Source organism: Pseudomonas sp. NFX1 (assembly GCF_051123555.1).
Taxonomy (GTDB): domain Bacteria; phylum Pseudomonadota; class Gammaproteobacteria; order Pseudomonadales; family Pseudomonadaceae; genus Aquipseudomonas; species Aquipseudomonas capeferrum.
This window is the reverse complement of sequence record NZ_CP169366.1, coordinates 4,192,584-4,218,934: the sequence shown is the minus strand read 5'-3', so window position 1 is coordinate 4,218,934 and position 26,351 is coordinate 4,192,584. Positions and strand designations below refer to the sequence as shown.

The following is a 26,351-nucleotide window of genomic DNA, read 5'->3' as shown; positions in this document are numbered from 1 at the left end:
CCGGTCAGCCTTTACTCAGATGCAGCTCCTGGCGCAAATCGGTCAGGTAGGGAAAGGCCTTGCGCCCCTCTATCACGCGCTCATGCGCAAGCTCCGCCAGCAACTGGCATTCATCCCGCCCGGCCATGGCCAGCAGGCTGCCATCCGGGCCGATGATGCTGCTCTGGCCGCAATACTGGATTTCATCCTCGGCCCCGCAGTAGTTCGCATACACCAGGTAGCACTGGTTCTCCTGTGCGCGTGCCCGTACCGTCACCTGGCAGATGAAATCGTAGGGCGTCATGTTCGCCGTCGGCACCAAGATCAGTTCCGCACCGTCCAGCGCCAGGCGCCGGGCGTTCTCCGGGAACTCGATGTCGTAGCAGATCAGCATGCCGACCTTCCAGCCATCCAGTTCCACAACCGGGAAGTGATCGGGCCCCGCGCTGAACATCGAGCGGTCAAGCTCCCCGAACAGATGCGTCTTGCGGTAGTTGCACAGGCTGCGACCCTGGGCATCGATCAGTTGCACGCTGTTATAGATCGCGCCGTCATCGCCCCGCTCCGGGTAGCCATAGACGATAGCGATGCGATGGGCCTGGGCGATTTCCACCACATTCATGGCCGCCAGGCCATCACTGGCCTCGGCCAGGCGTTCGACCTGGGCCAGGCCGATGTTGTAGCCGGTCAGGAACATCTCCGGGCACACCAGTAGTTGAGCGCCGCGCTCAGCCGCCAGTTGGGCCTGGTGCTGCAGCCGTTGCAGGTTGCCGGGCACGTCCAGTGGGTTGGGCGCGCCCTGGAACAGAGCGATGCGCATGGCGCCTCCTTGTTTCAGTCGGCCAGCGCGATAGGGCCGATTTCATCGAACACATCGCCTGGGCCTGGGTTGTCCGGGTGGGTCTGGCCACCGAAGTGGTTCATGATACCCCACACGGCATTGAGCGAGGTCTGCACCGCCCCTTCCACCCAGGCCGGCGTCCACGACACGTCGTCACCGGCGATGAACATGCCGCGTTGTTCGGCGGGCATGTCCTGCTGCATGAAGTGCGCGTACATGCGCTGGTTGTAGCGGTAATGGCCCGGCAGCGCGCCCTTGAAGGCGCCGAGGAAGTGCGGGTCGGCCTCCCAGGAAATGGTGATCGGGTCGCCGATGATGTGCCCGGCGATATCGGTCTTCGGGTAGATTTTCTTCAAGGCGTCGAGGGCCAGTTGCACGCGCTTTTCGACCGGGTGCGGGAGCATTTTCAGGGCATCGCTCATCCACGCATAGGACAGGCAGATCACCCCGGGTTTGTCGTCGCCGTTATCGAACAGATAGGTACCCCGGGTGAGGCGGTCGGTGAGGGTCATGCTCATCAGGTCGCGGCCGGTTTGCGGGTCTTTGTCCTTCCAGAACGGGCGGTCGACCATGACGAAGGTTTTCGACGATTGCATGTAGCGGGTGCGGTCCAGGGCCATCCACATCTTCTGCGAGAACAGCGATTCTTCGCAGTCGATCTGGGTGGTCAGCAGCCAGGTCTGGCAGGTGGCGAGCACGGCGGCGTAATGGCGGGTATCGCCCCAGTTGTCGGTGACCGCCAGCCGGCCATCGGCGGCGCGGGCGATACGTTTGACCCCGGTGCGTGGCGCACCCCCGTGTAACGAGCTGAGGCTGGTGCCTTCAGGCCAGTGGGCGCAGCGCTCTGGCGCATGCCGCCAGATACCTTGCGGCACCTGCTCCACGCCGCCGACCACCAGGTGTTGGTGATCGTCGCAGTTGGTCATCACCACGCGGAAGATTTCCAACATCGAATTGGGGAAGTCCGAGTCCCAGCCACCGGTGCCGAAGCCGACCTGGCCGAACACCTCCCGGTGCTGGAAGCTCAGCTTGGCGAACGAGCGCGAAGTGGCGACGAAGTCGTAGAAGGTGCGGTCGTCCCACAGGGGCACCAGCGTGTTCCACAGTTCTTTGAGGCGCGGTACGTCACGGTCGCGGATCGCCTGCTGGATGTCGGCAAATTGAGCGCCGCTCTCCAGCGCGTCGGCCCAGGCGTTGGCCACTTCATGGAACAGCTCAGGCAGGTCGGCGACTTTCTCGGCGTAGTAGGTCTGGCCTTCCAGGTCGATCACCGTGCTGCCGGAGGCCGGCGTCAGCGGGTTGGGGAAGGGTTTGGTCTGCAGGCCCAGCTTGTCCACATAGTGGTAGAAGGCCGTTGAAGAAACCGGAAAGCGCATGCCGCCGAGCTCGGCGATGATTCCGTCGGTGCCGTTGAAGGCTTGCGAGCGCAACCGGCCACCGAGCTTCGAGGCCTCATAGACCACCGGTTTGAGGCCCAGCTTCATCAACTCGTAGGCCGCCACCAGGCCGGCGATACCGGCACCCACGATCGCCACTTCTTCGCCATGCCGCTGGGCAGGGATGCTGCCCAAGCCAGCCGGGTGTTCCAGCCAGTCATCGAAGGCGAAGGGGAAGTCCGGGCCGAAGATTGTGATGGGTTTTTTGCCGTCGGCGGGGTGGCGGTTCTTGTTGTTCATGAAGTGACCTTGCCAGAGGGGCTGCGGGGAGCGCGGAGCCTGAGTATAGGAGATGCCTGGGGGTCATTTTAGGGCGCGGGGTGTTCGTAATTAAGGTGCAGAGTGTTGGAGGAATGTAGTGGTTTTAGTCGGAATGTATTCAGTTAAAGTCATTGTGACGAATCAGGTCAACGTGGCGGCATGATCCACAGTTCAGGAGGCATACTCGCCAGTCAGTAAACCTGATCGCCAGCCCTTCAGAGCGGCTGCCCGCGGTCGACCTTGCTGCTCAAGATGATCGACGTAGTGGTTTTTTCCACCCCGTCGACACTGCCGATCTGGTCGAGCATCTGGTCCAGTTGTTCTGGTGAATCGGTCCGCAGCCAGGCCACATAATCGAATTCGCCACTCACCGCGCACAATTGCTGCACCTGCCCCATGGCACTCAAGCGCCGCACCACTTCCTTGCCGGAGCGGGGCTGCACCTTGATCCCGACATACGCCTGCAAACCACCCCCGATCACGTGCTGGCCAAGGCGCACGCCGTAGCCTGAGATTACCTTGTTCTTCTCCAGCCGCTCGAGGCGCGAGTTGACCGTGGTGCGCGCAATACCGAGCAGGCGGGCGAGGGTGGCAACGCTTTCGCGGGCATTGATCTGCAGCAGGGCGATCAGCTGGCGATCGATTTCATCCAGCGTGATGGGGCGGGCATCCGACATGGCAAGTCTCTACAGTGGGCCCGCTAGCCTAGCCAGCCAGTGGCCGCCAGGGCAAGGCTGCGTCGCTGGCTTTCTTTCGGCATCATGGCAGGCCGTACGCATTGGAGCCACGCCATGAACCTCGCAAACCTGCTCGAATGCTGGCGGCTGGAAGTCTCCAACAAGAAAAAGCCCGGGCGCCGCATCAGCCTGCTGTTGAACGTGCTGCGCCGCGCCCGCAAAGACAACAAGCTGCGCTTTCTCTTCGCCTTCCGCCTGGCCCAGTATCTGGATGCACGAGGCGGCCTGGCCCGGTGGCACGCCAAGCGCATGCAGCAGCGGCTTAATCTGAAGTATGCCGTGGACATCGACATCGGCGCACAGATCGCGCCCGGACTGCGCATCGCCCACCTGCCTGGCGTGGTGATTACCCGTCACGTGAGCATCGGGCGCAATTTCTTCATTCGGCAAAATTGCTCGATCGGCATCAAGACCCTTGGGCTGCAGGCGTATGCACTGCGCATTGGCGATAACGTCAGTCTGGGCGCCAGCAGCTGCATCGTTGCCGACCGGATCAGCATTGGCGATAACGTGGTGATTGGGGCCATGTCGCTGGTGATACGCGATATTCCGGCTGACACCACGTTCTACAACCCCCGCCAAACAGAAATGCGCGGAACCACCCTGTAATCCTTTGTGATTGATCTTCAGCAAACTAGCCGGCCGGTTGATCTGCGTGGACGGAATGGTGGCCGATTGATATCTTTCGCCGCCCCGCTCACTGCGATTTAACCTCACGTCATGCAAGGATTCGCGCTATGAACAAGATGACAGTCAGCCCCTGGTTGATGGTCTCCCCGGATGGGCCGCTGACCTGTGCTCGTGGCGGTCAGTTGGTGCACTTGCGCCAAGGTGGACTGGACGGTGCGTGTGGCCCATACAGCGTGGTGATGGCCCTGATTACCCTGGGCGTCATGTGTTATGACGAAGCCAAGAACATGTATCTCTGGCATGGCAACAGCCGCGAAGGGCGTTTTCGTTCCGAAATACGTAGTTTGGGCGCACTGGTTTCAGAAGGCACCGACCACAAGGACATGCTGAGGCTGGTCGAGTGCTTCAGCGGTGTGGGGGTGGGCGCTGAGTACGTTACCGGCAGTAAAAAAGACATTGTTCAACAGGTCCAGGATTCAATCGACTGCATGTCTGCCCCGATTATCGGGGTGCGCTGGCCTGGCGGTAGCGGACACTGGATGATGGTGGTCGGTTATCAGGGTTATGAAAACGAGGGTGATTTCCAGATTACTCACCTGTTATGCCTGGACCCCGGCAGCGAAACACCTCGCACAAGTTTGTGGAACGCGGTTATTGAAGTGTTCAACGAGGATGGCAGTTCTGTGGCAAGCGGCCCGCTCCCCTCCCTTCATTGGGGGTATGACGGGAAACAGGAAAGCTGCCGTATCGAAGATGCAATCTTGATCTGCAAAGCCTGACCGAGTTGAAATGACAAAGCCGTGCGATTGCGCGGCTTTGTCATTGTTACAGGTTCGTATAAAAGCTGTTGCAAACACGTTGGTTTATCCTGGCGATAGGCGGACTTATCATTTAAGCAACGTCAAACCTCGGTATTCAGGTTCCGGGCGTTGAATGATTGTTCGCTTTCCAAAGTTTCTCGTGCCAACAGGGCCGTTCTAGCGGCCTGCCTGAATAACTGACCTCTCATCTAACGCTGATGATTTTGGCGATTCTTGCTATTGGCAGGCTGCGCAGCCTGACTTCTCTGGCGGCGTGCTTGCGCCCTGATGGAACAACCATGCATATACCCACAGAGCTTACACAACCATGACGGATGACACGTGTTCCAACGCGGGGAGGCGCTCGTTAAGCAGTGCCGCTCGACTGCTATTTGCGCTACTTGTAATGTGTGTGGCGCTGGGTTTGATTTACGGCGGTTGCAAACTATTGGCACTGGGTGGGTCAAGTTACTACCTGCTGGCGGGGCTTGCCTACGCCGTGCTGGCCGTAGCCGTGTGCTTGCGCAAGCGTATCAGTATTGTACTTTCGATCCTGATATTCCTGGCCACCTGCGCCTGGGCATTTTACGAAGTGGGGCAACTTAGTTACTGGCAACTGCTGCCGCGTCTGGTGGTCCCGGCCATCATCCTGACCCTGAGCCTGTGGGTGGGCGCTGCACTGCCCACTACCCCTTCGAGCACACGCCGAGCGGCCAATCGCTCCGGGTTTGCCCTGTTGCTGGCATTGATCGCCACGTTTATCGCCGCCTTCTTCCCGCATGGCGGCATCTCGAACCCCATCGCAGCAGGTAGCCTGCCAACCCCAGACGCTGCCTCCACAGCTCCGGATAACTGGGAGTTCTTCGGGCGCAGCGCCTCGGGCACGCGCTTCGCGCCCTACACGCAAATCACCCCGGAAAACGTCAAGGACCTGCAAGTTGCCTGGACCTACCGGACCGGCCGCAGAACCAGCGGCCCAGGTGCGGGTGTCGACGAGAACACGCCTTTGCAGATCGGCAACGTCCTGTACTCGTGCACGCCGGAAAACCTGATCACCGCGCTTGATGGCGATACCGGCAAACCCCTCTGGAAGTTCGACCCTCACGCCAAAAGCGAAGAGCACGTGACCTGCCGTGGCGTGGGCTATTACGACATCGACCGGGACGACAGCCTCAGCGCCGAGGTAAAAGCCTCTCACGCCAGCGACCAGCAATGCCGCCAACGCATCCTGGTATCGTCGGTCGATGCCCGGCTGTTTGCCCTGGACGCACACACCGGCACCCTGTGCCCCAACTTCGGCGAGGACGGTTACGTTGACCTCAAGAAGGGCATGGGGCCAACGGAAAACAGCAAGCGCTACCACCCGACGTCTCTGCCTGTGGTCATGGGCCACCTCACGGTGGTGGGTGGCTGGGTACGTGACATCGTGGCCGGCGAGCCTTCTGGTGCCGTGCGTGCATTTGATGTGCTGAGCGGTTCGTTGGTATGGGCCTGGGATGTCGGTGCGCCTGAGGGCACCGACACCGCGGCGGCTGACCACCAGTTCGCGCTTGAAACACCTAACGTATGGACCATTCCCACCTACGACAAAGAACTGAACCTGGTCTACCTGCCTACCGGCAATGGCCCACCTGACTATTGGGGTGGCGACCGTAACCAGGTGAAAGAAAAGTTCGGCACAGCCATTGTCGCGGTCGATGCATCGACAGGTAAGGCCAAGTGGGTTTTCCAGACTGTCCATCATGATGTCTGGGACTACGACCTGCCTTCGCAACCCGTGCTGTACGAGATGAAAAACGCCCAAGGCACCAAGACCCCGGTGCTGATCCAGACCACCAAGACCGGCCATATCTTCGTGCTGGATCGCCGCACTGGCCAGCCGGTCACTGAAGTTCAGGAGCGCCCTGTTCCCACTTCACCGGCCGCAGAAGGCGAACACCTGTCACCGACCCAGCCGTACTCGGCGGGTATGCCAGTCATTGGCGCGGACCCGCTGACCGAGCAATCGATGTGGGGGGTGTCCACTTTCGACCAGCTCTACTGCCGGATCATGTTCAAGGACTCGGTGTATGTCGGCCCGTTCACACCGCCCTCTGAAAAGCCGTACATCGAATGGCCAGGGCTGTTGGGTGGCATGAACTGGGGTGGCATTTCTATTGATGAAAACACCGGCATGATGTTCGTCAACGATATGCGCATGCCGCTGCGCATGTCGTTGGTAACCCAGGAAAACACCCGCAAGTACAAAGTGTCGACCGATGAGGTGCCTGGCTTCATGGGCACTATTCGGCCGCAGGTCGCGGGCATCTATGGCGGTGTGAAGATCGACATCCTCCAGTCGCCGCTGGGCGTGCCCTGCAATACGCCACCGTTTGGCAGCATGAGCGCGATTGACCTCAACACCCAGAAACTGGTGTGGCAGGTGCCACTGGGCACGGTTCAGGATACCGGCCCACTGGGCATCAAGACGCACCTGCAGATCCCTTTGGGTATGCCGACACTTGGCGGCCCTACTTCGACGGCATCTGGCCTGGTGTTCTTCGCGGGCACCCAGGACTACTACCTGCGTGCGCTCGACTCGGCAACCGGCAAAGAAGTGTGGAAGGCCCGCTTGCCAGTAGGTGCCGTAGCAGCACCGCTGATCTACAAGTCCCCCACGACCGGCAAGCAGTATGTGGTGATTTCCGCTGGCGGCATGAGCCACTCGCCAGATGTGGGCGATTACATCATCGCTTACGCATTGCCTGACGGCAGCAAGCCGTAACGGCTCTGGTGCACTACGAAAAATCCCCGCTCGCGGGGATTTTTTTTCCCGCCAGTCAGCCCACCACGCACAAGCCAGAACTGTTCAACGACTTCTCAAGCAAGGAACCCGCGCAAAATGTCATTACCCCTCCGCGCCGTGCTGGCCGGCAGCCTGTGCAGCGGTTTATCGCTTTGCCTTCTGCCACTGCCCTGCGCATTGGCCGATACTGCCCACCTGATGACCCAACCTACACTCACCGGTAACTGGGGCGGGCAGCGTCAGAGGCTGGAAGACCAGGGTATCAAGCTGACGGGCGACTACACCTCGGAAACCATTTCCAACCTGCAGGGTGGTATCAAACGCGGTACCCGCTATGCACAACAGATACGTTTGGGCGCTCAGTTTGATTTGAGCAAACTGCTCGACACCCCAGATGCCGGGCGCGTGCAAGTACTGCTCAACGATCGTCGCGGCCACAGCGCCACCGAAGACCTGATTGGCAACCGCATGTCCGCGCAAGAGGTCTACGGGGGCGAATATACGCGGCTGACCGAGTTGAGTTACCAGCGCACGCTGTTCTCGCCCGACCTGTCCACCAAGCTCGGTTACATGGTCATGGGTACCGATTTCGGCGGCATGCCGATCCTGGCCAACTTTGTCAGTGCAGGCTTTTGTGCGCATCCGCTGACCATGTCCAGCGGCAGTGGCTGGGGCAACTACCCGACCGCACATTGGGGGGGCGAGTTGCGCTATGACGTCAACCCGTCGCTGACGCTGCAAACGGCACTGTTCCAGGTCAACCCGGGGTACAACGCGCGCGTCTCCAAAGCTTTCGCTATGCCCAGCAACGGCACGACGGGCGCTATCTTGCCGCTGGAGGCGATCATCAATAACCGTGCATTTCTCAATGGCCAATACAAAGTTGGCTGGTACTACGACACGTCTGATTACGCCAAGATTGGCAGCACCGGCAAAAGCAGCAGCCGTACTGGCGCTTACCTGCTGGTGGATCAGGCGATCTGGCGCGACGAGCAAGACCCGGCCAGTGTGCTGAGGTTGTTCGGGCAAGCAGCCACCAGCAACGCCGCGACCTCGCCAATGCGCCGCTGGTACTCGCTGGGCCTGGTTAAACAAAAGCCGTTTGCCAGCCGCCCGCAAGACTCCATTTCCTTTGGCTATGGCCGCGCCGTTATCAACCCGCGCACGCGGGGTGTGCAGGAAGCTGCTGCAGCCTACCCAGAAGGCGCTGCCGTCATTACCGGGCTCGATAGCGGGGAGCAAGTACTGGAACTCAACTACGGTGCGCAAGTAACACCGTGGCTACTGCTGCGCCCGGACGTGCAGTACTACATCGAGCCTGGGGCTTTCTTTGGCAAGCAAAGAGGCAACGCGCTGGCGGCTGGGTTGCAGGTCAAGATGACGTTTTAATCGTCTACCTTCGGACCCCAATCTCGGACGGATACGGGTGCGATAAACCCGAAAAGCAGAAAGCCGCGCAGTGCGCGGCTTTGAGTTTGGTGGGCCCACACGGACTCGAACCGTGGACCAAAGGATTATGAGTCCTCTGCTCTAACCAACTGAGCTATAGGCCCTCAGAGGTGGCCGGATTATAACGAGGGTTTTGAAAGGGTGCCATCCGAAAGATCGGTTAGTGCTATACGAAGAAACGCCGCAGCGAATTCCTCCGCCGGCAGGGGCAGGCTGACGATGTAGCCTTGGATCTGCTCGCAGCCTTCGGCGGCCAGGAAGCGCTGTTGGGCCTGGTTCTCCACGCCTTCGGCAATGATGGTGAACTGCATGCTGCGGCCCAGGGCGATGATTGCGCGGGCGATGGCGGCGTCGTGGGGGTCGTCGGGCAGGCCGCGGATGAACGACTTGTCGATCTTGAGGATGTCCAGCGGCAGGCGTTTGAGGTAGCTGAGCGACGAATAGCCGGTGCCGAAATCGTCGATGGCCAATTGCACGCCCAGCTTTTTCAACTGGTGCAGCACGGCCAGGGCTTCCTCGGCCTGGCTCATGATGAAGTTCTCGGTGATTTCCAACTGCAGGTCGCCCGCCTTGAGTTGATAGGTCTTGAGCAACTGTTCGATGCGCCGCGCCAGGTGCGGGTGACGCAGTTGGGCGCCGGCCAGGTTGATCGACAGGGGACCGAAGTCTTCGTAGTGCATCTTCCAGAGGTGCATCTGCCGGCAGGCCTGCTCCAGCACCCAGTCGCCCAACTGAAGAATGGTGCCGTTCTCTTCTGCCAGGTGAATGAAATGCTCTGGCGGCACCTCACCAAAGGTCGGGTGGCTCCAGCGGATCAGCGCCTCGGCACCGACCAGGCTCTGGGTCTTGAGGCTGAGCTTGGGCTGGAAGCACAGGCTCATCTCGTTGCGCTCGACGGCGCGGCGCAACTCATGTTCGAGGGCGATGCGTTCGCTGGCCTGGGCGGTGAGGTCGCGGGTGTAGGCTTCTACACGGTTGCGGCCTTTGGCCTTGGAGCGGTACATGGCAGCGTCGGCATTGCGGATCAGCGTCGAGACGTCGCTGCCGTCCTGGGGGTAAAGGCTGATGCCGATGCTGGCGCTGGTGAAGAACTCGTGCTCGCCGGCCTGGAACGGCGCGCTGAAGCAGGCCAGCAACTTGCCGGCGATGCTGTTGGCATCGCTGGGCCTGTGCAGGCCGGGCAGAAGGATGATGAACTCGTCACCGCCCAGGCGGGCCACGGTGTCAACGTCACGCACCTGCTCTTTCAGGCGCTGGGCGATACCCTTGAGCAACAGGTCGCCGACCGGGTGCCCAAGGCTGTCGTTGATGTGCTTGAAGCGGTCGAGGTCGAGGAACAGGACCGCGCCCTGGCGGTTGGAAACCTGGGCGCAGGTGAGCACCGCCTGCAGGCGATTCTCGAACAACGCGCGGTTGGGCAGGCCGGTCAGTGGGTCGTGGTGGGCCTGGTAGTCGAGCTTGGCCTGGGCGTGTTTGAGGCTGGAGATGTCGGCGAACACGGCGACGAAGTGGGTGATTTCACGCTCGCTGTTGCGCACCGCGCTGATGGTCAGCCAGCCAGGGTAGAACTCGCCATTCTTGCGCTTGTTGTAGATCTCGCCCTGCCAATGGCCCTCGGCGGTCAGTTGGTGCCACATGGCGGCATAGAAGGCGCTGTCGTGCTGGCCAGAGGCAAGCAGGCGCGGAGTCTGGCCGAGCGCTTCGATCTCGCTGTAGCCCGTGATTTCGCTGAATGCGCGGTTGACCGCGCTGATGCGCTGGTCGATATCGGTGATCAGCACGCCCTCGGCGGTGTTCTCGAACACGGTGGCGGCCAGTTGCAGTTTTTCCTGCATCAGGTGGCGCTCGGTGATATCGCGGGCGATGGTCAGCATGCAGTCGACACCGCCGATCGGCAGGGGCCGGGCAGACAGCTCGCACAGGCGGATCTGCCCATCGCTGCGGCGGATGTGGCAGCTGAAATCTCGCACGAAGCCATCACGCTTGAGCTGATCGACCAGGCGCTTGCGTTCGTTCAGGTCAACCCAGATGCCGAGGTCGAGGGAGGTCTGGTCGATGCTCGGGTTCAGGTCATAGCCGGTGAGGCGGCAGAAGCCCTCGTTGACTTCAATCAGCAGCCCATCACTCTGGCGTGACAGCAGCAGGCCATCGGGTGATGCGTGGAACGCCTTGGCGAACTTCTCTTCCGAGGTTTGCAGTTGCTCCTGGGTTTCCTTGAGCTGGCTGATGTCGCGCACGGCCACCACCAGCGCCGGGGTGCCATCGAGTTCGAAGGTTTCTGCCGAGGTCAGGCCCGTGAACAGCTGGCCGTTGCTGCGCCGGAAGCTCATTTCTAGGTTGCGGATGCCGCCTTGGTGCAGGCGTTCGAGCAAACGGGGGCCGCTGCCTTCTACGGCCCACAGGTCCAGCTCGGTGGCGGTGCGGCCGATGACTTGGCCCGGGGTCAGGCCGATCTGCTCCTCGAAGGCCTCGTTGACCTCCAGCAGGCAGCCGTCGCTGTGGCGGGCGATCAGCAGGATGTCCGGGCATTGCTGGAACACCGAAGCGAATTTCTGCTCCGACAGGCGCAGGGCATCCTCGGTGCGTTTGGTCTCGCTGATGTCGATCATCAGCCCGCGCATCACCGGCCGATGGCCATGCTCGATCATGCTGACGATGTTGCGCACCCAGAGCGCTTGGCCATCGGCGCGGATCACCCGGTAGTCGAGGCTGTGATCACGCCCGGCGGCGGTCTCGCTGTCGCAGTAGGCCTGGGCCCAGAGCGCGTCCTCGGGGTGCAGGATGCTGCGCCAGAAGCCCGGTTTGAGCCAATCATGCAGCGGGTAGCCGAGCAGGTCCTCGGCGTGGGGCGAGACATAGCTGTAGGTAAAGTCGTTGGCGTCCGCCTCCCAGGCGATTGCCGACAGGCTTTCGACCAGGCCGCGGTAGTGATACTCGCTGCTGCGCAGTTCCTGTTCGAGGGCGATACGACGGGAAATTTCCGAGCTGAGCCGACGGTTGATACGAATGACTACTGCGAGAATCGCCACCAGTAGCAGCACTGCAGGCAAGCCATAGATGAGCATGTCGGACCAGAACATGCGCTGGTCCACCACGTTGCCGACCCAGCGCTGCTGAATATGGCTGACTTCGGCGCTGGTCATGTCGGCCATGACCTTATCGAGAATACCCACCAGCACTTTGTTATCCCGCGGTGCGGCCATGGCCAGCTGATAGCGGTAGGGCGTTTCGCCGCTGACGTAGAGGCCGTCGAGCTTGAGCTGGCGCAAGCTCCAGATGCTCGAGGCGAGGTCGCCGACCACGGCATCGACCTCGTCGGTGGCCAGGGCTTGCAGCGTCGAACTGACATTGGGCATGGCCACCAGGTTGAGGTCCGGGTGGTGGGTGCGCAGCAGTTCGTGTGGGGCGTAGTCCTCGACCACGGCGATTTTCAGGCCGTACAGGTCTTTCAATGAACGGGGTTGTGCACCACCTTTGTGGGCAAGGATGACAATGGGGAAGTCGAGGTAGGGGCGGGTGAAGGCCAGATAACCCTGACGCTCTGGAGTCGACATGATGCCGGGGAGCAGGTCGAGCTTGCCATTGCGCGCTTGCGCCAATACCTCGGTCCAGCTCTTTGGCTCGACCGGTTTTAGCGTCACACCCAGGCGTTCCTGGATCATGGCGATGTAGTCGGCGGCCAATCCCTGGTACCGGCCCTCCTGGTCGCGAAACTCGAACGGTGGCCAAGAGGCGTCTACGCCCAGGCTCAACTGCGGGTGGGCAGCCAGCCAGGCTTTTTCCTCGTCTGTCAGGGTCAGGGCGCCGGCCGTTGTGGTCCACAGAATCAGGAGCAGCAACAGGATGGCCGGCATCAGGGGCATAGCGGCCTCGCGATCAGAGTGTCTGACGACGAGTGTAGACCGGCATTCAGGGGGATGTGGGGCGGAAGTCGGGCATTGTGTTGCAGCCGGGGCCGCAAAAGAAAAACCCCGGCCTGGGCCGGGGTTTGTCATCACTCGTCGAGGAAGGAGCGCAGATGCTCGCTGCGAGTCGGGTGGCGCAGTTTGCGCAACGCCTTCGCCTCGATCTGACGGATCCGTTCACGGGTCACGTCGAACTGCTTGCCCACCTCTTCGAGGGTGTGGTCGGTGTTCATGTCGATGCCGAAGCGCATACGCAGCACTTTGGCTTCGCGGGCGGTCAGGCCCGAGAGCACGTCGCGGGTGGCTTCCTTGAGGCTTTCGACCGTGGCCACATCGATCGGGGACTGCATGGTCGAGTCCTCGATGAAGTCACCCAGGTGCGAGTCTTCGTCGTCACCGATCGGGGTTTCCATGGAGATCGGCTCTTTGGCGATCTTCAGTACCTTGCGGATCTTGTCCTCAGGCATTTCCATGCGCTCGCCCAGCTCTTCCGGGGTCGGTTCACGACCCATTTCCTGCAACATCTGCCGGGAAATACGGTTGAGCTTGTTGATCGTCTCGATCATGTGCACCGGAATACGGATGGTGCGCGCCTGGTCGGCGATCGAGCGGGTGATCGCCTGGCGAATCCACCAGGTGGCATATGTCGAGAACTTGTAGCCGCGACGGTATTCGAACTTGTCCACCGCTTTCATCAAGCCGATGTTGCCTTCCTGGATCAGATCGAGGAACTGCAGGCCACGGTTGGTGTACTTCTTGGCGATGGAGATCACCAGACGCAGGTTCGCCTCGACCATTTCTTTCTTGGCGCGGCGGGCCTTGGCTTCACCGATCGACATGCGACGGTTGATTTCCTTGATCTCGGCGACGGTCAGGCCAGTCTCGGTCTCAAGGTCGATCAGCTTCTGTTGGCAAGCGACGATGGCAGCGTCTTTTTCACCCAGGGCGGCAGCCCACTTGGTGCTACGCTTGGCCAGGTCACCGCTCCAGGTCTGGTCGGTTTCGTTGCTTGGGAACATGCGCAGGAAGTCGGCACGCGGCATGCGGGCGTCACGGACGCACAGTTGCATGATGGCGCGTTCTTGCTGACGCAGGCGGCTCAGTGCATCACGCACGCGCTCGACCAGTACCTCGAACTGCTTGGGTACCAGCTTGATCGGCATGAACAGGTCAGCCAGGGCCTGAAGGGCCGCGATGCTTTCCTTGGCGCTGCGACCGCTCTTCTTCAGCACCTTGTTGGTGACTTGAAGCTGATCGGCAACGGCACCGAAACGCTGAGCTGCTACGACGGGGTCCGGGCCACTTTCGACCTCTTCCTCGTCATCGCTCTCTTCGCTTTCTTCTTCGTCGTCTGCTTCTTCCTTGGTAGCCGCGGCCTTGGCGCCTGGCACAGGCACTTCTTCGGTCGGGGCAGCGATGTTGTCATCAGGGTCGATGTAACCGCTGAGCACATCGGACAGACGGCCACCTTCGGTGGTGACACGATCGTATTCGCTGAGAATGTAGTCGACAGTACCCGGGAAGTGAGCGATGGCGCCCATGACTTCACGGATGCCTTCCTCGATACGCTTGGCGATTTCGATCTCGCCTTCGCGGGTCAGCAGCTCGACAGTACCCATTTCACGCATGTACATGCGCACCGGGTCGGTCGTGCGGCCGATATCGGTTTCAACTGCCGCCAACGCAGCAGCGGCTTCTTCGGCCGCGGCTTCGTCGGTGTCGGCTTCCGCCAACAGAAGGGCATCCGCATCCGGAGCACTCTCGAATACGTTGATCCCCATGTCGTTGATCATGCGGATGATGTCTTCCACCTGTTCAGGATCTGAAATATCCTCAGGCAGGTGGTCGTTGACCTCCGCGTAAGTCAGGTAGCCCTGCTCACGACCGCGGGTGATCAACTCTTTGATACGAGACTGCTGTTGCGCTTTTCCGGACATAACACCCTATCCACTGAAGGTCTTGGCGGGCAAAAAACAAGCCGAGGATTATACCCGAGCATGGGCCTCACGCGCCAGATGAGGTCGGCGTTTGTGCGGGAACATTCCTGCTAAGCAGGGCGAGAAGCTGAGATTTTTCCTCACTGCTCAACTCGCTTTGACGTGCTTTCCTGAGCAGATGTTCCAGGCTGCGCTCGCGTTGGCGGGCGGACAAGCTAGTTATAGTGTCGAAAAACTGTTGTTCAAGGTTGTCGGCCACGATCAGCCATTCCTTCTCAGCCAATGCCCGCAGCAAACGGCCCTGTTCGGTGCCGTGCCAGCGTGCAATCAACTGCATTGAGCTTAGCCCAGGATTCTTCTGCGCGGCTTCGATCAATGCCACCAGCAACTGGCTGTAGAGGTGCTCTTCGTCGGCGAAGTGGCTGGCATCTTCCACCTTCCCGGCCAGCAACGGGTGGTGCAGCAGGGTGCGCAGGGCGGCCAGCGTAGGCGGCTCCACGGGGGCCGGCGTGCGCGGTGGTGCCTCATCGCGTTGCTGCCAGGGCTTGCCGCCTTTGCGGTTTTTGTCCCAGGGCTTGTCGCTCCACGGTTTCTTGCCGCCACCCTTGTTCGGCTTCCATTGCTGCTCTTGCTGCGCCGGGGCGTATTCGTGCTGCGGCATGTCGCCGAAGTCCGGGGTGTAGCTGGCCATGGCGTCGTAGTCATAGCCCGGGTCGTAGTCCGGTACGCTGCTGCTGGCAGCCGGCTGTTGGGCCAGTTGCTCTACTTGCTGCGGGTCGAGGCCGGTAATTTCTTTCAGGCGGTTACGCATCAGCTGGCGCAGGTTGGCGCCCGGGATTTTTTCGACCAGCGGTGCAGCCAGGGTTGCCAGATGCGCCTTGCCTTCCAGCGAGCGCGGGTCGGCCTCAATGCTCAACTGTTCGAAAAAGTAATCCGCCAGTGGCTGGGCGTGCTGGTTGATGCGTGCCATGAAGGCATCGGTGCCTTCGGCGCGCACCAAGCTGTCCGGGTCTTCGCCTTCGGGCAGGAACAAAAAGCGTGCGCGGCGGCCGTCCTGCAGCGCCGACAGGGTCGACTCCAGTGCGCGCCAGGCGGCTTTGCGCCCGGCTTGGTCGCCGTCAAAACAGAACAATACGCTGGGCACCACACGGAACAGGCGCTTGAGGTGTTCTTCGCTGGTGGCGGTGCCGAGGGTGGCGACGGCATTGCGCAGGCCTTGCTGGGCCAGTGCGATAACGTCCATGTAGCCCTCGACGACAATGATTTCATCGAGGTTGCGGTTGTGCTTGCGTGCCTCGTAAAGCCCGTAGAGCTCTTGGCCCTTGTGGAAAACCGGGGTTTCCGGGGAATTGAGGTACTTGGGCTTGTCGTCGCCCAGCACGCGGCCACCGAAGGCGATCACCCGGCCACGGCTGTCGCGGATCGGGAACATCACACGGTCGCGGAAGCGGTCATAGCGCTTGCCGCTCTCGGCGTTCTCGATCAGCAGGCCGGCGTCGATCATCACCTTTTGCTGCAGGCTGTCGGCGCCCAGGTGCTTGAGCAGGTTGTCCCAGCCTGGCGGGGCAAAGCCCAGGCCAAAGTCGCGGGCAATCTCACCGGACAGGCCGCGCCCCTTGAGGTAATCCACCGCCGCCTTGCGGGTCGGGTGGCTGCGCAGGGCCTGGCGATAGAATTCGGTGGCAGCATCCAGTAGCGGGTACAGCGGCGAATCTGTCGGCTGGCGTGGCTTCTGCGCGCGCCGGCCTTCCTCGCGTGGCACTTCCATGCCGGCGGCACGGGCCAGTTCCTCGACTGCCAGGGGGAAGTCCAGGTTGTCGTGGTCCATGACGAAGCCAAGGGCGTTGCCGCCGGCGCCGCAGCCGAAGCAGTAGTAGAACTGCTTGTCGGGGCTGACCGTGAAGGAAGGGGTTTTTTCCTTGTGGAACGGGCAGCAGGCGGAGTAGTTCTTGCCGGTTTTTTTCAGCTGGACGCGCGAACTCACCACGTCGACAATGTCGAGGCGGTTGATAAGGTCGTCAATGAAACTCTGGGGAATCAGCCCGGCCATGGCAGTCTCGTCATCTGGCAACTGGCAAGTCTAATCGCTCACGCGCCGGTTGGGGCGAATGCTGCAAGGGGAAGTGCGAGGGAGGTATGTGCTCGTCGCCAGCCAATGAAGGCTCGTCAGACAGGACGTGCACGCCTGGTCAAGGACCAGCTCTGACGTTTCAGGCAGGTTGCCCTGCTGCAGTTCGCATGACGCGAGTGCGTAGGGGCCTTGAGCTAGCTGCCCAAGTTTGAAGCAATTGTGTAGCAACCGCTGCCATCGGCCCGGCGGTGAGCCGGGCAGGGCAGAAGCTTTGCGTAGAACGTCTGTATTAGTACAGACGAACGGCGCGGCGCTGTTCGCGCTGAACTTTCTTGGCGTGACGCTTAACAGCTGCAGCTGCTTTACGCTTACGCTCTGCGGTCGGCTTCTCGTAAAACTCGCGGCTACGAACTTCAGCCAGTACACCGGCTTTTTCGCAGGAGCGCTTGAAACGACGCAGAGCTACGTCGAAGGGTTCGTTCTCTTTAACTTTGACGGCTGGCATCCAGGGCTACCTTAATTCATTACCGGGGTAGACGTGCTCCTGGCAAAACAAAGGTGTGCTGGAGAACGTCGGTTTTCAAGGGTTGCGGATGTTAACCCTTAGCTGGCCGGAATGCAAAGCCTCTGATCGAAAACCGCTGGTCGGCACCCGACACGGCGACTATCATGCGCGGCTTCGAATTCAGCCCCCACAAGGGACGAACCCATGCTAGTACTGGGATTGGAAACATCCTGCGACGAAACTGGCGTCGCATTATATGACAGCGAACGCGGCTTGTTGGCCGACGCGCTGTTCAGCCAGATCGACCTGCACCGCGTGTTCGGCGGTGTGGTCCCCGAGCTTGCCTCACGCGATCACGTCAAGCGCATGCTGCCGCTGATCCGCCAGGTGCTGGACGAGGCTGGCTGCGTGGCCACCGAGATCGACGCCATCGCCTACACCGCGGGTCCTGGGCTGGTCGGCGCGCTGCTGGTCGGGGCTTCCTGCGCCCAGGCGCTGGCGTTTGCCTGGGACATTCCGGCCATTGGTGTGCACCACATGGAGGGCCATCTTCTGGCGCCCATGCTGGAAGAAACCCCACCCGAATTTCCGTTCGTCGCTTTGTTGGTATCGGGCGGCCATACCCAGCTGGTACGGGTCGATGGCATCGGCCATTACCAACTGTTGGGCGAGAGCCTGGATGACGCGGCCGGTGAGGCCTTCGACAAGACCGCCAAGCTGATCGGCCTGAACTACCCAGGCGGCCCTGAAATCGCCCGGCTGGCCGAGCAGGGCGTACCAGGGCGCTTTGTCTTCCCGCGGCCGATGACCGATCGCCCAGGCCTGGAATTCAGTTTCAGCGGCCTCAAGACGTTCGCCCTGAACACCTGGCAGCAATGCCGCGATGCTGGCGACGACGGTGAGCAAACCCGTTGCGACGTGTCCCTGGCATTCCAGCAGGCGGTGGTAGAGACTTTGACCATCAAGTGCAAGCGGGCCCTGAAGCAGACTGGCCTGAAGCGGCTGGTGATCGCCGGTGGCGTCAGCGCCAACAAGGCTTTGCGCGCGTCCCTCGAGGACATGCTGGCCAGCATGAAGGGCAACGTGTACTACGCGCGCCCGCAGTTCTGCACCGACAACGGCGCCATGATCGCCTATGCCGGCTGCCAGCGCCTGTTGGCCGGGCAGCATCAGGACTTGGCGATCAGTGTGCAGGCGCGCTGGCCGATGGAACAGTTGCCGCCGGTCTGAAAGGTGTCAGAAGTGACGTTCGCGCCCGGCGAACAGGTCGCGCAGGTTGTTGCGATGACGCCAGACGATCAGCACCGTGAGTACGCTGATCGGTAGCAAGGCCTCTGGCTCGCGCCAAGCGAGCAGGGGCAGGGTCAGCGGCGTGGCGATCAGCGCCGCCAGCGAGCTGGTGCGGGTGAGGTAGAAGGTCAGCAGCCAGGCGGCGATGGCCAGCAGTGCGGCCGGGAAGTACAGGGCCATGAGCATGCCGGCGGCAGTCGCCACACCCTTGCCGCCCCGGAAGCGAAAGTACAGCGGGAACAGGTGGCCCAGCACCGCGCATACGCCAACCCAGGCCTGCGCGTGCAGGTCGAGCCCGGCAAGGCGGGCGAGCAATACTGGCAACAAGCCCTTGCACAGGTCGCCAAGCAGGGTCAGGATCGCCAGCTTGCGGCCTGCCAGGCGTAGCATGTTGGTGGCCCCGGCATTGCCCGAGCCGCTGGAACGGGGGTCCGGGCTACCGAACAGGCGGCTGAGGACGATGGCGAAGGACAGCGAGCCGAGCAGGTAGGCGAGCAGCGCCAATAACCAAAACATGCTAACTATTCCGGGCGAGGACGCCCTGATTCTAACGGCGCCAGTCGCCCTTGTCGTGCTGTGGAGAGAAGTGCTTGGACAGAGTGTTCATCGAAGGCCTGGAAGTCGATACCGTCATCGGTGCCTATGACTGGGAGCGGGATATTCGCCAGTGCTTGCGCCTGGACCTGAGTTTCGCCTGGGATAACCGCCCGGCAGCGGCCGGCGACGATCTCAGCCTGGCGCTGGACTACGCCAGTGTTTCGGCGCGTATCCAGGCATTTTCCGAGCAGGCGCGCTTCGAACTGGTGGAAACCTTCGCCGAGCGCCTGGTCGCGGTGCTGATGGAAGAATTCCAGATCCCGTGGGTGCGGCTGAAACTGACCAAGCCAGGCGCGGTCCCCGCTGCCCGTGGCGGTGTTGGCGTGGAGATCGAGCGCGGATGTCTCTGAACACAGTTTACCTGGGCCTGGGCAGCAACATCGACCGCGAGGTGCACCTGTGCGCGGGGCTTGATGCCTTGGCGGGGATCCTCACCGACATGCGTTGTTCGCCGGCGTTCGAGAGCCAGGCGGTGGGCATCAAGAGTGGCCCGTTCATCAACTTCGTGGTGACCGGCAAGACCGATCTGCCACTGATGGAGCTGGACCGCCGGCTCAAGTTCATCGAAGCCGACAACGGCCGCTACGCGCCCGAGCGCAAAGGGCTGCCGCTGGATATCGACGTGTTGATGTATGACGACCTGCACGGCACGTTCGATGGGTTGGTGCTGCCGCGGGCCGAGATCCTGAGAAACGCGTTCGTGTTGTGGCCATTGTCGCTGCTGGCGCCCGAGCTGGTGCACCCTGGGGTGGGCAAGCCCATGGCGCAGGTGTGGCAGGAGGCGCGGATTGATCAGGTGCTGGCCCCGGTCGCCTTCGAGTGGCGAGGGTTGCAGCTGACGCCGGCCTGAGCCTATCCCTTTCGGTGCCTGGCCGGGCCTCTTCGCGGTGCCCGGCAAATCGTGAAATCAGCCTTCTGCAGCGCTTTTGTAGGCCGCCAGCGCCTTTAATCGCTCACCTTTAAGCGACTCGCCCAACGCCTGCCCGGTCAGCCCAGCCTGCACCAGCGGCTTCACATCCACAGCCCTTGCCGCAGCCGCTGCCCCTCGCAGGTAGTCAGCCTGTGGATAAGCCAGATTGCCCTGCCGCGCGCGCGCATCCATCTCGCAGGCGCTGATGAAGTCGTCGAAGCGCTGTGGCCGCCGATACACATCGAACTTCTGCAACAGCTCCAGCAACGCCGTGGGCGGCAACTCAAGGGCCTGGTTGCATTGAGACAGGCACTCACCCACCAGCATGGCCAGCTCCTGGCAGTCTCGCGGCGCCTTGAAGCGCTGGCTGACCGCCTTGATCGTTGCTGGCTGCAGCTCGCGCAGCAGGCAAGCCCAGCGCACATGCAGTGGTTGATCATGCTGCGCGGCCTGCTCCAGGCCCGCCAAGGCGTGGGGGCTATCCTCAAGCTCTGGCAACAGTGCCTGCAAGGCATCGCAAGCGCGCAAGACCTCGAAGAACACCTGGGGTTGCGGCTCCATCAGCGCGCGCTCGATCTCTTTCCAGCTGCGTTCGGCGGTGAGCGCCTGCAGTTCGCCAGAGGCACTGATCTGACGCATCAGCGCCAGAGTTTCGTCAGCCACCTTGAAGCCCAGTGGCGCGTAGCGTGCGGCAAAGCGGGCAACCCTGAGTACCCGCAGGGGGTCTTCGGCGAACGCGGGGGACACGTGGCGTAAAAGGCGCCTGTCGAGGTCCTCTTTGCCGTGATAGGGGTCGTAAAGCGTGCCGTCGTCGTCCTCCGCCATCGCATTGATGGTCAGGTCGCGGCGGATCAGGTCTTCTTCGAGGGTGACATCGGGGCTGGCATGGAAGGTAAACCCGCCATAGCCACGGCCACTTTTGCGCTCGGTGCGCGCCAGGGCGTATTCCTCACCGCTTCGGGGGTGGATGAACACCGGGAAATCAGCGCCTACCGGGCGGTAGCCCAGGGCCTGCATCTGTTCGACGGTAGCGCCAACCACCAGCCAGTCGATGTCGCTGACGGGGCGCCCGAGCAAGCGGTCGCGCACGGCGCCGCCAACTTTGTAGATGTGCATGTACAGCCTCCATAACTGCCCACAGGATAACCTGTTGGCAGTTATGGAGGGGCGTCGCTGCTAGAGGTGGTGGATGACGGCAAGGTCCATGCGGCCATAGTCGGCGCTTTCGCCGTGCTCGCCGCGCGGAGGCATGTGATGGGTCTTCATGACCTGGTCGCCTTGTACGGTCTCCAGGTGAATGTCGAAGCCCCACAGGCGGTGCAGGTGCTTGAGCACTTCCTCGGTCGAGTCGCCCAGCGGTTTGCGATTGTGTTGTTGGTGGCGCAGGGTCAGCGAGCGGTCGCCGCGGCGGTCGATGCTCCAGATCTGTACGTTGGGTTCACGGTTGCCCAGGTTGTATTGGGCCGCCAGTTGTTCGCGAATGAACCGGTACCCTGCCTCGTCATGGATAGCGGGTACCAGCAGGTCATCACGCTGGTCGTCGTCGAGAATGCTGAACAGCTTGAGGTCGCGGATCACCTTGGGCGACAGGTACTGCAGGATGAAGCTCTCGTCCTTGAAGCTGCTCATGGCGAACTTGATGGTCGAGAGCCAGTCGCTGCCGGCAATGTCGGGGAACCAGTGGCGATCTTCTTCGGTCGGGTTTTCGCAAATGCGGCGGATGTCGGTGTACATCGCAAAGCCGAGCGCATAGGGGTTGATGCCGTTGTAGTACGGGCTGTCGAAACCTGGTTGGAACACCACGCTGGTGTGCGACTGCAGGAACTCCATGATGAAACCGTCGGTGACCAGGCCCTCGTCGTACAGGTCGTTCATCAGCGTGTAGTGCCAGAAGGTGGCCCACCCTTCGTTCATCACCTGGGTCTGGCGCTGCGGATAGAAGTACTGCGCTATCTTGCGCACGATGCGCACCACTTCGCGCTGCCAGGGTTCGAGCAGGGGTGCGTGCTTTTCGATGAAGTACAGGATGTTTTCCTGAGGTTCGGCGGGGAAGCGCGCATCATCACGCTCGCCACCTTTCTCCGCGCCCTTGGGAATGGTGCGCCACAGGTCGTTGATCTGCCGTTGCAGGTGCTCTTCACGCTCCTTCTGCCGGCGCCGCTCCTCCTCGGCAGAAATGGGGTAGGGGCGCTTGTAGCGGTCGACACCATAGTTCATCAGCGCGTGGCAGGAGTCGATGAGGTCTTCGACGGCATCGATGCCGTGGCGCTCTTCACACTGCGCGATGTACTGCTTGGCAAACACCAGGTAGTCGATGATCGAACTGGCATCGGTCCAGGTGCGGAACAGGTAGTTGCCCTTGAAAAAGCTGTTGTGGCCATAACAGGCATGGGCGATCACCAGTGCCTGCATGCACATGGTGTTTTCTTCCATCAGGTAGGCGATGCACGGGTCGGAGTTGATCACGATCTCGTACGCCAGGCCCATCTGGCCCCTACTGTAGGACTTTTCGGTACTGAGGAACTGCTTGCCATAGGACCAGTGATGGTAGCCCAGCGGCATGCCTACCGAGGCGTAGGCATCCATCATCTGCTCGGCGGTGATCACTTCGATCTGGTTGGGATAGGTGTCCAGGGCATAACGCTCGGCCAGGCGGCTGATTTCCCGGTCGTAGGTCTGGATCAGGTCGAATGTCCATTCGGACCCGGTGGAAATAGGTTGGCGTTTCTGAGCTCTGGCGGTCATGTGGCTAACCTGCGCTGGAAGAGTTCACGGAAGACCGGGTAGATGTCGCCGGCCGATACCAACTGCTGCTGGGCGAACGTGTCGGGGAAGCCTTCGCCGATTCGCTCGTACTCGTACCACAGCGCCTGATGCTCACGGGGGGTGATCTCGACGTAAGTGTAGTACTGCACGTGCGGCATGATCTGCTTGGAGAGGATCTCGCGGCAGATCGGCGAGTCGTCGTTCCAGTTGTCGCCGTCGGAAGCCTGGGCGGCATAGATGTTCCAGTCGCTGGCCGGGTAGCGTTCGGCCATGATTTCCTGCATCAGCTTGAGCGCGCTGGAGACGATGGTGCCGCCGGTCTCCCGCGAATAGAAGAACTCTTCCTCGTCCACTTCCCGCGCACTGGTGTGATGGCGGATGAAGACCACTTCGATGCGGTCGTAATTACGCTTGAGGAACAGGTACAGGAGGATGAAGAAGCGCTTGGCGATGTCCTTGGTGGCCTGGGTCATGGAGCCGGAAACGTCCATCAGGCAGAACATCACGGCTTTCGAACTGGGGTTGGGCTGCTTGACCAGCAGGTTGTACTTGAGGTCGAAGGTGTCGAGGAAGGGCAGGCGGTTGATGCGCGCCTTGAGCCGTTCGATTTCTTGCTCGACTTCCTGGATGTCGGTGAAGTTGTCAGGTTCCTCGACCTTCAGGCGGTCGAGTTCTTTCTGCGCTTCGCGCAACAAGGCACGGCTGCTGCCGGTCAGGGCAATACGCCGGGCATGGGCCGAACGCAGGGTGCGAACGATGTTGATGCGTGATGGGTTGCCTTCGTTGGCAATACCGGCACGTACGGTCTTGAAGGTGTCGGCACCGGTCAGGTGGCGCTTGACCAGGTTGGGCAGTTCGAGGTCTTCGAACATGAATTCGAGAAACTCTTCCTGGGTGATCTGGAAGACGAATTCATCCATGCCCTCGCCAGAATTGCCGGCCTTGCCGCGGCCACCGCCGCCGCCACCACCTTGGGGCCTGGGGATGTGTTCGCCGGCGGTGAATTCCTTGTTGCCAGGGTGCACGATGGTCTGCTTGCCGCCACGACCGTGGTGCAACACCGGTTCATCGATGTCCCGTCCCGGAATGCTGATCTGCTCGCCATGCTCCATGTCCATGATGGAACGGCGGCTCACGGCCTCTTCGACGGCCTTTTTGATGTGCTCACGGTAACGCCGCAGAAAACGCTGGCGGTTGACCGTGCTCTTGTTCTTGCCGTTCAGGCGTCGGTCGATTACGTAGCTCATGGTCCCTCCGGTGACTGGATGCAGCTGCAAGCCACGAGCTTCAAGCTGCAAGAAAGAGCAGCCACCGCGGCTGCAAGCTGTGGCGTAGACAGAAGCGCCGACGCCGGGCAGCTTGCAGCTTGCGGCTAGAAGCTTGCCGCTTTATTGCGATTTCCTGACCCGCAGGTACCATTCCGACAGCAAGCGCACCTGCTTGTCGGTGTAACCACGCTCCACCATCCGGGTGACGAAGTCGTTGTGTTTCTTCTGGTCTTCCTTGCTGGCCTTGGCATTGAAGCTGATGACCGGCAGCAGGTCTTCGGTGTTGGAGAACATTTTCTTCTCGATCACCACCCGCAGTTTTTCATAGCTCAGCCAGCTCGGGTTCTTGCCGTTGTTGTTGGCGCGTGCGCGCAGTACGAAGTTGACGATCTCGTTGCGGAAGTCTTTCGGGTTGCTGATGCCGGCAGGCTTCTCGATCTTCTCCAGTTCTTCGTTGAGGGCAATACGGTTGAGGATCTCGCCGGTTTCCGGGTCGCGGTATTCCTGGTCCTGAATCCAGAAGTCGGCGTACAGCACGTAGCGGTCGAAGATGTTCTGGCCGTATTCGCTGTAAGACTCGAGGTAGGCGGTCTGGATTTCCTTGCCGATGAACTCGATGTAGCGCGGCGCCAGGTATTCCTTCAGGTAGCGCAGGTAGCGTTCGCGCACTTCGGCCGGGAACTGTTCCTGTTCGATCTGCTGTTCGAGCACATACAGCAGGTGAACCGGGTTGGCCGCGATCTCGTGCGGGTCGAAGTTGAAGACCTTGGACAGGATCTTGAAGGCGAAGCGCGTCGACAGGCCGTTCATGCCCTCGTCGACGCCTGCCGAGTCCCGGTATTCCTGGATCGACTTGGCCTTTGGATCGGTGTCCTTGAGGTTTTCACCGTCGTAGACGCGCATCTTCGAATAGATGTTGGAGTTCTCGGGCTCCTTGAGGCGCGAGAGCACGGTGAACTGGGCCAGCATCTTGAGTGTGTCGGGCGCGCAATGGGCCTTGGCCAGCGAGCTGTTGACCAGCAGTTTGTCGTAGATCTTGATTTCGTCACTGACGCGCAGGCAGTAGGGCACCTTGACGATGTAGATCCGGTCGATGAACGCTTCGTTGTTCTTGTTGTTGCGGAAGGTGTGCCACTCCGATTCGTTGGAGTGGGCCAGCAGGATGCCGGTATAGGGGATCGCCCCCAGCCCTTCGGTACTGTTGTAGTTACCTTCCTGGGTCGCCGTGAGCAGGGGGTGCAGGACCTTGATCGGCGCCTTGAACATCTCGACGAATTCCATCAGGCCCTGGTTGGCCCGGCACAGCGCACCCGAATAGCTGTAGGCGTCGGCGTCGTTCTGTGGGTATTCCTCGAGTTTGCGGATGTCCACCTTGCCCACCAGGGCAGAGATGTCCTGGTTGTTCTCATCGCCGGGTTCGGTCTTGGCGATGGCGATCTGGTTAAGGATCGAGGGGTAGAGTTTGACCACCTTGAACTTGGAGATATCGCCGCCGAACTCCTGCAGGCGCTTGGTGGCCCAGGGCGACATGATGGTGTTCAGGTAGCGCCGTGGGATCCCAAACTCTTCCTCGAGAATGGCCCCATCTTCGGTGGCGTTGAACAAACCCAGTGGTGATTCGAATACAGGCGAGCCCTTGATGGCGTAGAAGGGCACCTTCTCCATCAGTTGCTTGAGCTTCTCGGCCAGCGACGACTTGCCGCCGCCTACCGGGCCCAGCAGGTAAAGGATTTGCTTCTTCTCTTCCAGGCCCTGCGCCGCGTGGCGGAAGTACGAAACGATCTGGTCGATGCATTCTTCCATGCCATGGAAGTCTTCAAAGGCCGGATAGCGCCGAATGACCTTGTTCGAGAAGATCCGTGAAAGCCTGGAATTGTTGGAGGTGTCGACAAGCTCCGGTTCGCCGATGGCCAGCAACAGCCGTTCTGCCGCCGAAGCGTAGGCGCTGCGATCCTGCTTGCACAGCTCGAGGTACTCCTGCAGCGAAAGTTCTTCCTGGCGGGTGGACTCGAAACGTTGTTGGAAGTGGCTAAAAATGCTCATGACGTCACCTCGCTCGATACGTGGAGACGACGCCGGATCAGTCAGCTGATGCTGGCATGCAACCGGGTTCGCCGATTGCTGTATACCCCCCAGAACACCCTTGAAACGCTACCGATGACCCGCACGCCGGTGTACCGGCTC

Annotated in this window: 19 protein-coding genes and 1 tRNA gene; 7 read left to right on the top strand and 13 right to left on the bottom strand. The window is 61.1% G+C overall.

Going from position 1 to position 26,351, the window contains the following annotated elements; translation table 11 throughout:
* Window positions 1-4: 4 nt before the first annotated feature.
* The 3 genes from DJ563_RS19050 to DJ563_RS19040 form a co-directional block, all read right to left on the bottom strand.
* Complete coding sequence (locus DJ563_RS19050) at window positions 5-799, bottom strand: carbon-nitrogen hydrolase family protein (RefSeq protein ID WP_274100678.1); 795 nt, start codon at window positions 797-799, stop codon at window positions 5-7.
* Between the two features lie 14 nt (window positions 800-813).
* Entirely contained in the window at window positions 814-2,496 is a 1,683-nt protein-coding gene (locus DJ563_RS19045) for a flavin monoamine oxidase family protein (protein WP_434518165.1), read from the bottom strand.
* A 236-nt stretch (window positions 2,497-2,732) separates the two neighbouring features.
* The gene (locus DJ563_RS19040) at window positions 2,733-3,194 is read right to left on the bottom strand and encodes an Lrp/AsnC family transcriptional regulator (RefSeq protein ID WP_033703070.1); all 462 of its coding nucleotides are present in this window, start codon (window positions 3,192-3,194) and stop codon (window positions 2,733-2,735) included.
* A 114-nt stretch (window positions 3,195-3,308) separates the two neighbouring features.
* Between DJ563_RS19040 and DJ563_RS19035 the strand changes: the two genes are divergently transcribed.
* From DJ563_RS19035 to DJ563_RS19020, 4 genes are all read left to right on the top strand, one after another.
* Window positions 3,309-3,863 (top strand): serine acetyltransferase, encoded by a 555-nt coding sequence (locus DJ563_RS19035; RefSeq protein ID WP_434518164.1) that lies wholly within the window; start codon window positions 3,309-3,311, stop codon window positions 3,861-3,863.
* A 128-nt stretch (window positions 3,864-3,991) separates the two neighbouring features.
* The gene (locus DJ563_RS19030) at window positions 3,992-4,663 is read left to right on the top strand and encodes a hypothetical protein (protein ID WP_274099671.1); all 672 of its coding nucleotides are present in this window, start codon (window positions 3,992-3,994) and stop codon (window positions 4,661-4,663) included.
* A gap of 349 nt (window positions 4,664-5,012) precedes the next feature.
* Window positions 5,013-7,448 (top strand): membrane-bound PQQ-dependent dehydrogenase, glucose/quinate/shikimate family, encoded by a 2,436-nt coding sequence (locus DJ563_RS19025; RefSeq protein ID WP_274099670.1) that lies wholly within the window; start codon window positions 5,013-5,015, stop codon window positions 7,446-7,448.
* A gap of 117 nt (window positions 7,449-7,565) precedes the next feature.
* On the top strand, window positions 7,566-8,858 hold the full coding sequence (locus tag DJ563_RS19020; RefSeq protein WP_434518163.1) for a carbohydrate porin: 1,293 nt from the start codon (window positions 7,566-7,568) through the stop codon (window positions 8,856-8,858).
* Between the two features lie 87 nt (window positions 8,859-8,945).
* On the opposite strand, the gene DJ563_RS19015 is transcribed toward DJ563_RS19020, so the two are convergent.
* The 5 genes from DJ563_RS19015 to rpsU all read right to left on the bottom strand — a co-directional run bounded on the left by DJ563_RS19015 (window position 8,946) and on the right by rpsU (window position 17,336).
* A tRNA-Ile gene (locus DJ563_RS19015) sits at window positions 8,946-9,022 on the bottom strand.
* 15 nt (window positions 9,023-9,037) lie between these two features.
* Window positions 9,038-12,781, bottom strand: coding sequence for a bifunctional diguanylate cyclase/phosphodiesterase (locus tag DJ563_RS19010; protein ID WP_274099765.1), 3,744 nt, complete (start codon window positions 12,779-12,781; stop codon window positions 9,038-9,040).
* 131 nt (window positions 12,782-12,912) lie between these two features.
* The gene (rpoD, locus tag DJ563_RS19005) at window positions 12,913-14,760 is read right to left on the bottom strand and encodes an RNA polymerase sigma factor RpoD (protein WP_274099766.1); all 1,848 of its coding nucleotides are present in this window, start codon (window positions 14,758-14,760) and stop codon (window positions 12,913-12,915) included.
* Between the two features lie 67 nt (window positions 14,761-14,827).
* On the bottom strand, window positions 14,828-16,810 hold the full coding sequence (dnaG, locus tag DJ563_RS19000) for a DNA primase (RefSeq protein ID WP_434518162.1): 1,983 nt from the start codon (window positions 16,808-16,810) through the stop codon (window positions 14,828-14,830).
* A gap of 310 nt (window positions 16,811-17,120) precedes the next feature.
* Entirely contained in the window at window positions 17,121-17,336 is a 216-nt protein-coding gene (gene rpsU / locus DJ563_RS18995; protein ID WP_003255575.1) for a 30S ribosomal protein S21, read from the bottom strand.
* Between the two features lie 204 nt (window positions 17,337-17,540).
* On the opposite strand from rpsU, the gene tsaD reads away from it, so the two are divergent.
* Window positions 17,541-18,566, top strand: a complete 1,026-nt coding sequence (gene tsaD, locus DJ563_RS18990) for a tRNA (adenosine(37)-N6)-threonylcarbamoyltransferase complex transferase subunit TsaD (protein WP_274099768.1) — start codon at window positions 17,541-17,543, stop codon at window positions 18,564-18,566.
* Window positions 18,567-18,572: 6 nt separating this feature from the next.
* On the opposite strand, the gene plsY is transcribed toward tsaD, so the two are convergent.
* Complete coding sequence (gene plsY / locus DJ563_RS18985) at window positions 18,573-19,142, bottom strand: glycerol-3-phosphate 1-O-acyltransferase PlsY (protein ID WP_274099769.1); 570 nt, start codon at window positions 19,140-19,142, stop codon at window positions 18,573-18,575.
* Between the two features lie 74 nt (window positions 19,143-19,216).
* On the opposite strand from plsY, the gene folB reads away from it, so the two are divergent.
* Window positions 19,217-19,573: a dihydroneopterin aldolase gene (gene folB, locus DJ563_RS18980; protein WP_033703061.1), complete on the top strand. Its 357-nt coding sequence runs from the start codon at window positions 19,217-19,219 to the stop codon at window positions 19,571-19,573.
* A complete protein-coding gene (gene folK, locus DJ563_RS18975; protein WP_434518161.1) occupies window positions 19,564-20,073 on the top strand; it encodes a 2-amino-4-hydroxy-6-hydroxymethyldihydropteridine diphosphokinase in 510 nt (169 codons plus the stop codon). The genes folB and folK overlap by 10 nt, the downstream gene beginning before the upstream one ends.
* Before the next feature lie 57 nt (window positions 20,074-20,130).
* Here the strand turns inward: folK and DJ563_RS18970 are convergent, their stop codons facing one another.
* The 4 genes from DJ563_RS18970 to DJ563_RS18955 all read right to left on the bottom strand — a co-directional run bounded on the left by DJ563_RS18970 (window position 20,131) and on the right by DJ563_RS18955 (window position 26,210).
* Entirely contained in the window at window positions 20,131-21,249 is a 1,119-nt protein-coding gene (locus DJ563_RS18970) for a multifunctional CCA addition/repair protein (protein ID WP_274099771.1), read from the bottom strand.
* A 60-nt stretch (window positions 21,250-21,309) separates the two neighbouring features.
* On the bottom strand, window positions 21,310-22,878 hold the full coding sequence (locus tag DJ563_RS18965; protein WP_033703057.1) for a SpoVR family protein: 1,569 nt from the start codon (window positions 22,876-22,878) through the stop codon (window positions 21,310-21,312).
* Window positions 22,875-24,146, bottom strand: coding sequence for a YeaH/YhbH family protein (locus tag DJ563_RS18960; protein WP_033703056.1), 1,272 nt, complete (start codon window positions 24,144-24,146; stop codon window positions 22,875-22,877). Before DJ563_RS18960 ends, DJ563_RS18965 begins: the two co-directional genes overlap by 4 nt.
* 141 nt (window positions 24,147-24,287) lie before the next feature.
* Entirely contained in the window at window positions 24,288-26,210 is a 1,923-nt protein-coding gene (locus DJ563_RS18955; RefSeq protein ID WP_027594382.1) for a PrkA family serine protein kinase, read from the bottom strand.
* Window positions 26,211-26,351: the final 141 nt, after the last annotated feature.

Bases quoted from the DNA above. Each gene is read 5' to 3' on its own strand.
- DJ563_RS19050 (WP_274100678.1), bottom strand. From the start codon at position 799: ATGCGCATCGCTCTGTTCCAGGGCGCGCCCAACCCACTGGACGTGCCC.
- DJ563_RS19045 (WP_434518165.1), bottom strand. From the start codon at position 2,496: ATGAACAACAAGAACCGCCACCCCGCCGACGGCAAAAAACCCATCACA.
- DJ563_RS19040 (WP_033703070.1), bottom strand. From the start codon at position 3,194: ATGTCGGATGCCCGCCCCATCACGCTGGATGAAATCGATCGCCAGCTG.
- DJ563_RS19035 (WP_434518164.1), top strand. From the start codon at position 3,309: ATGAACCTCGCAAACCTGCTCGAATGCTGGCGGCTGGAAGTCTCCAAC.
- DJ563_RS19030 (WP_274099671.1), top strand. From the start codon at position 3,992: ATGAACAAGATGACAGTCAGCCCCTGGTTGATGGTCTCCCCGGATGGG.
- DJ563_RS19025 (WP_274099670.1), top strand. From the start codon at position 5,013: ATGACGGATGACACGTGTTCCAACGCGGGGAGGCGCTCGTTAAGCAGT.
- DJ563_RS19020 (WP_434518163.1), top strand. From the start codon at position 7,566: ATGTCATTACCCCTCCGCGCCGTGCTGGCCGGCAGCCTGTGCAGCGGT.
- DJ563_RS19010 (WP_274099765.1), bottom strand. From the start codon at position 12,781: ATGCCCCTGATGCCGGCCATCCTGTTGCTGCTCCTGATTCTGTGGACC.
- rpoD (WP_274099766.1), bottom strand. From the start codon at position 14,760: ATGTCCGGAAAAGCGCAACAGCAGTCTCGTATCAAAGAGTTGATCACC.
- dnaG (WP_434518162.1), bottom strand. From the start codon at position 16,810: ATGGCCGGGCTGATTCCCCAGAGTTTCATTGACGACCTTATCAACCGC.
- rpsU (WP_003255575.1), bottom strand. From the start codon at position 17,336: ATGCCAGCCGTCAAAGTTAAAGAGAACGAACCCTTCGACGTAGCTCTG.
- tsaD (WP_274099768.1), top strand. From the start codon at position 17,541: ATGCTAGTACTGGGATTGGAAACATCCTGCGACGAAACTGGCGTCGCA.
- plsY (WP_274099769.1), bottom strand. From the start codon at position 19,142: ATGTTTTGGTTATTGGCGCTGCTCGCCTACCTGCTCGGCTCGCTGTCC.
- folK (WP_434518161.1), top strand. From the start codon at position 19,564: ATGTCTCTGAACACAGTTTACCTGGGCCTGGGCAGCAACATCGACCGC.
- DJ563_RS18970 (WP_274099771.1), bottom strand. From the start codon at position 21,249: ATGCACATCTACAAAGTTGGCGGCGCCGTGCGCGACCGCTTGCTCGGG.
- DJ563_RS18965 (WP_033703057.1), bottom strand. From the start codon at position 22,878: ATGACCGCCAGAGCTCAGAAACGCCAACCTATTTCCACCGGGTCCGAA.
- DJ563_RS18960 (WP_033703056.1), bottom strand. From the start codon at position 24,146: ATGAGCTACGTAATCGACCGACGCCTGAACGGCAAGAACAAGAGCACG.
- DJ563_RS18955 (WP_027594382.1), bottom strand. From the start codon at position 26,210: ATGAGCATTTTTAGCCACTTCCAACAACGTTTCGAGTCCACCCGCCAG.